General features: G+C 30.5%; 13 protein-coding genes. All 13 read left to right on the forward strand.

What is annotated here, in order from left to right:
• The coding region (locus tag BMY82_RS09015) for a siphovirus Gp157 family protein (RefSeq protein WP_180366771.1) at positions 1-227 on the forward strand (227 nt) is incomplete at its 5' end.
• A 9-nt stretch (positions 228-236) separates the two neighbouring features.
• The gene (locus tag BMY82_RS09020; RefSeq protein ID WP_091976222.1) at positions 237-902 is read left to right on the forward strand and encodes an ERF family protein; all 666 of its coding nucleotides are present in this window, start codon (positions 237-239) and stop codon (positions 900-902) included.
• A 34-nt stretch (positions 903-936) separates the two neighbouring features.
• Positions 937-1,878 carry a phage replisome organizer N-terminal domain-containing protein gene (locus BMY82_RS09745; protein ID WP_091976223.1) on the forward strand — a complete coding sequence of 314 codons (942 nt, stop codon included), beginning with the start codon at positions 937-939 and terminating at the stop codon, positions 1,876-1,878.
• A 30-nt stretch (positions 1,879-1,908) separates the two neighbouring features.
• Positions 1,909-2,265 carry a DUF1064 domain-containing protein gene (locus BMY82_RS09030; protein ID WP_091976224.1) on the forward strand — a complete coding sequence of 119 codons (357 nt, stop codon included), beginning with the start codon at positions 1,909-1,911 and terminating at the stop codon, positions 2,263-2,265.
• 132 nt (positions 2,266-2,397) lie between these two features.
• Positions 2,398-2,535 (forward strand): hypothetical protein, encoded by a 138-nt coding sequence (locus tag BMY82_RS09505; RefSeq protein ID WP_180366772.1) that lies wholly within the window; start codon positions 2,398-2,400, stop codon positions 2,533-2,535.
• Positions 2,528-2,743 (forward strand): hypothetical protein, encoded by a 216-nt coding sequence (locus BMY82_RS09035; protein WP_091976225.1) that lies wholly within the window; start codon positions 2,528-2,530, stop codon positions 2,741-2,743. Before BMY82_RS09505 ends, BMY82_RS09035 begins: the two co-directional genes overlap by 8 nt.
• Before the next feature lie 12 nt (positions 2,744-2,755).
• Positions 2,756-2,965 carry a hypothetical protein gene (locus tag BMY82_RS09040; protein WP_091976226.1) on the forward strand — a complete coding sequence of 70 codons (210 nt, stop codon included), beginning with the start codon at positions 2,756-2,758 and terminating at the stop codon, positions 2,963-2,965.
• Positions 2,966-2,981: 16 nt separating this feature from the next.
• Positions 2,982-3,986 (forward strand): nucleoid-associated protein, encoded by a 1,005-nt coding sequence (locus BMY82_RS09045; RefSeq protein ID WP_091976230.1) that lies wholly within the window; start codon positions 2,982-2,984, stop codon positions 3,984-3,986.
• 16 nt (positions 3,987-4,002) lie between these two features.
• Entirely contained in the window at positions 4,003-4,266 is a 264-nt protein-coding gene (locus tag BMY82_RS09050; protein ID WP_091976227.1) for a hypothetical protein, read from the forward strand.
• A gap of 25 nt (positions 4,267-4,291) precedes the next feature.
• Positions 4,292-4,468 (forward strand): hypothetical protein, encoded by a 177-nt coding sequence (locus BMY82_RS09510; RefSeq protein ID WP_180366773.1) that lies wholly within the window; start codon positions 4,292-4,294, stop codon positions 4,466-4,468.
• A gap of 4 nt (positions 4,469-4,472) precedes the next feature.
• Positions 4,473-4,964 (forward strand): hypothetical protein, encoded by a 492-nt coding sequence (locus tag BMY82_RS09055; protein WP_091976228.1) that lies wholly within the window; start codon positions 4,473-4,475, stop codon positions 4,962-4,964.
• 3 nt (positions 4,965-4,967) lie between these two features.
• Complete coding sequence (locus BMY82_RS09060) at positions 4,968-5,261, forward strand: hypothetical protein (RefSeq protein WP_091976229.1); 294 nt, start codon at positions 4,968-4,970, stop codon at positions 5,259-5,261.
• Between the two features lie 8 nt (positions 5,262-5,269).
• Positions 5,270-5,540 (forward strand): single-stranded DNA-binding protein (locus tag BMY82_RS09065; protein ID WP_091976231.1); only part of this gene is annotated, 271 nt, incomplete at its 3' end.

Here is a 5,540-nt window from a genome sequence, read left to right on the forward strand (position 1 = left end):
TAATTGAGTTGGATAAAAAGAAGATAGAAACAAGCATTGGAAAACTAGCAATAAGAACTTCTAAAGCAGTTGAAATAAGTGCAGATATAAATACACTGCCAGATGAATACAAACGCGTAAAAACGACTGTAGAAGCCAATAAAACAGAACTTAAAAAGGCGTTACAGAGTGGGGAACATATAGACGGTGTAGAGATAGTAGAAAATTACAGTCTTAATATAAGGTAGGGGGACAAAATGGCAATTTATGAAAAATTAATAAAAGTACAAACATTATTAAAAGCACCTAAAAGCCAATACAATAATTTTGGAAAATACAATTACAGGAGTTGTGAAGATATATTAGAAGCAGTTAAGCCTATATTGGAAGAAGTGGGTTTGACGCTTCTGATAACAGATACTATAGAAATAATAGCAAACAGATATTACGTTAAAGCAGAATGCACCGTAATAGATATAGAAGACGGAAGTAACCTAAAAACAACAGCATATGCAAGGGAGGCAGAAGAAAAAAAGGGGATGGATGTTGCACAGGTAACAGGTGCTACAAGTACATATGCTAGAAAGTACGCTCTTAATGGACTATTCCTTATTGATGATACTAAAGATGACGATTTCCTTAATAATGGAGAACAGTACAAAAATACCAATGAAACGAAATCCCAACAAAAAAATGGAGAACAGTACAAAAATGCAAATGAAACGAAATCCCAACAAAATAAAGGATTAACAGAAAAGCAGATAAAAAGATTGTATGCAGTAGCTATAAACTGTGGCTTTACAATAGACCATGTTAAAAACTCCCTAAAAAGTTATAACAAAACAAATCCGAAAGAACTTACAAAAGAGGAATACAATGAACTTATAGACAGGATAGAGAAGGCAGGAGGAGTTGAAAAGTAATAGTAAATAACAACATAAAGAAAGGATAAAAAAAATGGTCAATAAAAGATATTATTGGCTAAAGCTTCAAGAAGCGTTCTTCACAGATAAAAGGATAAAAAGACTTAGAAAAATAGCAGGAGGAGATACATATACAATAATATATTTAAAACTTCTGCTTCTAAGTCTACAAGACGAAGGGAAATTGTATTTTGACAATGTAGAAGATAGCTTTATAGAAGAATTAGCATTGGAACTTGATGAAGACGAAGATAACGTACAGGTTACAATAAACTATCTCATAGCAAAAGGTATGTTGGAGATAATAAGTGATGATGAATATTTTTTAACTGAATTACCAGCTATGATTGGATCTGAAACAGCCAGTACAAGGAGATCTAGAAAATCTAGAGAGAAAGCCCAAATAACAAGAAACAACAAAAATCTAACTAAAGCGTTGCAATGCAACACCAAAGCAACAGGGTGCAACAAAAAGGCAACAGAGAGTAAGAGTATAGAGAAAGAGATAAATAAAGAGAAAGATATATATATAGAGGATAGAGAGTTAGAGAGAGAATCGCCACCGCCTCCACAAAGCTCTAATATATCCACAAATCTATCCACAGAGTTATACACAAGTAATTTGCAATTAAGGAAAGAAGTTAAGGAAATTCTAAAACCATATATAAGCATAGATGATATACATATGATATCAGTTAAATTAGAAAAAAGGTTAAATGAAGGATTAAAAGCAGACAAAGAGTACTTACAGGAAAAAATAGACTTTATGGAATATGAGGGGAAAAATATAAAAGAGTGCTTCGGGTATTTTGCTAAGGTTGTAGAAGAGGATTGGAGTAGAAGTAAAAAACCATTTAAAAAGACAAGTGAAACAACTTTTAAAAAGAACAGCTTTCATAATTTTGAGCAAAGTAAAACAGAGCAATATTCGGAGGAAGCTTTGAACGCATTATTAAGGGATAGAAATAGAAACTAATAATATTGTAAATAAAAGGAGATTATTTAGATGTATAGGTTAAACCGTAGAAGAAGTAAATATAATGCTAAAAAAACAGTGGTAGACGAAATAGAATTTGACAGCAAGAAAGAAGCAAAAAGATATAAAGAACTAAAATTGTTGGAAAGATCCGGAGTAATAAGCAACTTAGAATTACAACCACAGTTTATATTGCAAGAAAAATTTAAGGACAGAACAGGTAAAACTATTAGAGCAATAAAGTATGTAGCAGACTTCAAGTATTTTGATAATCAAGAACAATCGCTAGTAGTTGAAGATGTAAAGGGAATGAAAACAGATGTATATAAGCTAAAAAAGAAAATTTTTCTAAATAAAAATAGAGATATAAAATTTGTGGAAATATAAAGGCCTCTAAAAGCCTTTATAAGATAAAAAATACAATGATAATAAAAAATATATATAAACATAAAAAATGTATTACAGAGACTAAGAGGAAGCTACAGAAACATTATATTAATCAATAGAGGGTATAAGTTTATGAAAAAGAAAATATATTATAAATTAACGGATTTACTTGATGAATTAGAAGAGGCTGCATATAGCAGGCAAGAATGGAAAATATTAATAGCACGTGAGAAAATTGAAAACTTACTAAGGGAGGAAATAGATGAATAAAAATGAATTGTTAAATGCTATAGATAGAGCTAATGACTTGGGTTCTAATATTAGACTAACAATAAATAGAGGTGAAATAATAAGTACTATAACAATGGAACATGAAAAACTATGGATGTTGAGAGTATGTGTTAAAAATAAACTTACAGAGAATCTAGAAAATAAAAAAATAGGATACAAAGTATGTAATTATGAGTATGTAAAATAGAGGTGATAAAGTATGAGAATACGAGATAAAAAAGTGCCCTGCTTTACTTGTAAAGATAGAACTATTGATTGTCACAGTGGATGTGCAGAGTATATGGCATACTTTCTTAAAAAAAGAGAAAATGATGATAAAAAGATAAAAGATACAGATTTTTTTGAATATAAGAAAAAAGTTATAGAAAAAGCTGTAAGAAGAAAAAGAAACAGCGAGATTGGCAAATGAAAGAGGTGTTGACAAAATGATAATAAATAAAGCAATAGTGCATGTGCTAGACAAAAATGCAGAGGTTCCAGTTTTAAATGATGTTGAAGATGTTATTTCACCTGAATTAGATACATTTTACCAAAAAATTATTAGAAGAATTTTAAGAGATACGGATCTAAGAAAGGCTACTTTTAATAATTACAATGAAAATGAAGTAAGGGTATGTGCCGACCATATAATTTACGATAAAAACTCCTTTGCTTTAAGTACACAAGGGATAGCAAGTAAGCTTTATAAAAACATAGGGATAAATACAGAACTAGATTCTTGCGATTTAGCAGTAGTGCTATTTACACATAAAGACCAAAAATATGTAGCTATTATTAAACTTGATTATAAAAAGCTGTATACACATGAAATAGCATACAATAAAGACACTGAAAAAGTGTTGGTTAAAATGGTTGCCAATGAAAATGCAATACAAGAATCACAGAAGATTGTACATGCTGCAATAATAGGAGTAAGTGGGGTAAATGATGAATGGCATCTAAGAGTTCTAGATAAAGCAGCCGAAAAAAATGATACGGATTCTGGCTTTGTAACAGAGTTTTTAGATGTTAAGAAAATAATAGATAACTCTTATTGCACTAAAAAGTTTGCAGAAAAGACAAAAGCCTGGAGCCAAAATGCCTACCCAGATGATTTAAAGAAAATAGAAGAAATAGAAAGCCTTTTAAACTACACACTTACAGAAGATAACTCAATAAACACAGAAAAATTTGCAGAAGAAATAGTCGAAGATGATTATAGAAAGCAGATATACAAAGAGGTTCTGGAAGATGCTAGTGTAAATAAAGATTTTGAAATAGATAAAAACTGGGTGGAGAGAAAACTTAAGAGAAGAACAATTAAAACTAATACAGGTTTTGATATTAAAGGACTATTAGAAGATTTTGAGGATCCTATGAAATATTCGTTAAGACAAAATCAAGATGGAACATTTGATATAACTATTAAAAATATAGAATTTTATAACTAGAAAAGGAGAATAGAAAATGAAAAAAATAGTAGAAAAATTTGCAAACTATGATGAGGATTATGGTGAATTTATGAAGTGGACGTTAAAAGTAGTTGACGTAAATAGTGGTGATACAATAAGTGATATAGTTGTAAACGATATGTCAGACACACCAGAGGACGCAACTTTAAGCATGGGGCTAAGTTTCGTGAATGAGATTACAAGCTTAATGAAACTAGCCTATGCTATGGGTAAACACGGTGAAGACGTGCAGTTTATATATGAAGAAGATGAAAAATAATAACCAATATTATGGGGAAAATTAAATGAAAATAAAAATAGATATTTTAAAAGAGTTAATTGAAAAAGGGAGAATAGAAACTACACGCATTTTACTAGGAAGTATTTTAAATGTAGATAGAGCCTTTATGTGGTGTTTATATAGCATAAGTAATAAAGACATGGTACATCTACATATATTTATTACAACAAAAGGAGAATAGAAAAATGAAAGATTTTAATAGCTTAGAGGAATTAGAAGAATATTTAAACAAAATGGGAAAAGAACTTAAGAGCCTTAAGGAAAGTATAGGAGCATACAAAGAAGAACCTAAGGAATGGAAACCTGAAATAGGAGAGGGATTTTATATAATAAATCTTTATGGAGAGATAAATTGCTGGGAATATCTAGGCGAAAAAAGAGATTTAGATATATTCAGAGCTGGAAATGCATTTAAAACAATGGAAGAAGCTGAATTTGAAGTTGAGAAACGAAAAGTTATAAGAGAATTAAATAGATATTCTTGCAGGTTTAAAAAAGGCTTTGAACAGTATGGCATTACGTACAACTACGATAAGAGCGAAGTCTCATTCGGGTATCTTCACAATGTGTGTGATTACGCTACTATTTGCTACGAAAGCCAAGGAACTGTACAGAAAGCAATAAAAGAAGTTGGAGAAGAAAGAATTAAGAAATATTTATTTGGAGTGGAGGAATAGAAAATGTATTTAATAGAAACTATGATAGAGAATTTTCTTCCCGGTTCTCAGGCAATATCTTCATCTTCTGAGGCTAAAGCAAGGTTTGAGGATATTTGTAAGAAAATGAGAGAATTTAATTTCGATGATGGTTACGTAATTTTATACGATTTAGATGATACATTTGTTTGTGACATACTATTAGATTTTGTACACAGTGGAGAAACAAAAGAATTCATAAACGCAAATAATATAAATACATTAGCTAAGTTCTATATTAATAAGGGGACTAGTTATCTTATAAGAACGGAGGAGTAAATATGAGTATAAATAGTGTTGTTTTAATAGGAAGACTTACAAAAGAACCAGATTTAAGATACATATCAGGTTCTGGCACTCCAGTAGCGACTTTCACTTTAGCCGTTAGTAGAGATTACAAGGATAAGGATGGGAATTACCCAGTAGACTTTATACCAGTAGAAATAATTGGAAAACCCGCTGAGTACACATCTAATTATATAGATAAAGGGAAATTAGTGGCAGTTCAAGGAGCAATTAGGGTAGATAGATATGAAACTCAAGGTGGAGAGAAAAGAA

The organism is Peptostreptococcus russellii (genome assembly GCF_900110295.1).
Lineage (GTDB): Bacteria > Bacillota > Clostridia > Peptostreptococcales > Peptostreptococcaceae > Peptostreptococcus > Peptostreptococcus russellii_A.

Coding starts and splice junctions, on each gene's coding strand:
- BMY82_RS09510 (WP_180366773.1), top strand. CDS start 4,292: ATGAAAATAAAAATAGATATTTTAAAAGAGTTAATTGAAAAAGGGAGA.
- BMY82_RS09035 (WP_091976225.1), top strand. CDS start 2,528: ATGAATAAAAATGAATTGTTAAATGCTATAGATAGAGCTAATGACTTG.
- BMY82_RS09505 (WP_180366772.1), top strand. CDS start 2,398: ATGAAAAAGAAAATATATTATAAATTAACGGATTTACTTGATGAATTA.
- BMY82_RS09050 (WP_091976227.1), top strand. CDS start 4,003: ATGAAAAAAATAGTAGAAAAATTTGCAAACTATGATGAGGATTATGGT.
- BMY82_RS09745 (WP_091976223.1), top strand. CDS start 937: ATGGTCAATAAAAGATATTATTGGCTAAAGCTTCAAGAAGCGTTCTTC.
- BMY82_RS09030 (WP_091976224.1), top strand. CDS start 1,909: ATGTATAGGTTAAACCGTAGAAGAAGTAAATATAATGCTAAAAAAACA.
- BMY82_RS09040 (WP_091976226.1), top strand. CDS start 2,756: ATGAGAATACGAGATAAAAAAGTGCCCTGCTTTACTTGTAAAGATAGA.
- BMY82_RS09060 (WP_091976229.1), top strand. CDS start 4,968: ATGTATTTAATAGAAACTATGATAGAGAATTTTCTTCCCGGTTCTCAG.
- BMY82_RS09055 (WP_091976228.1), top strand. CDS start 4,473: ATGAAAGATTTTAATAGCTTAGAGGAATTAGAAGAATATTTAAACAAA.
- BMY82_RS09045 (WP_091976230.1), top strand. CDS start 2,982: ATGATAATAAATAAAGCAATAGTGCATGTGCTAGACAAAAATGCAGAG.
- BMY82_RS09020 (WP_091976222.1), top strand. CDS start 237: ATGGCAATTTATGAAAAATTAATAAAAGTACAAACATTATTAAAAGCA.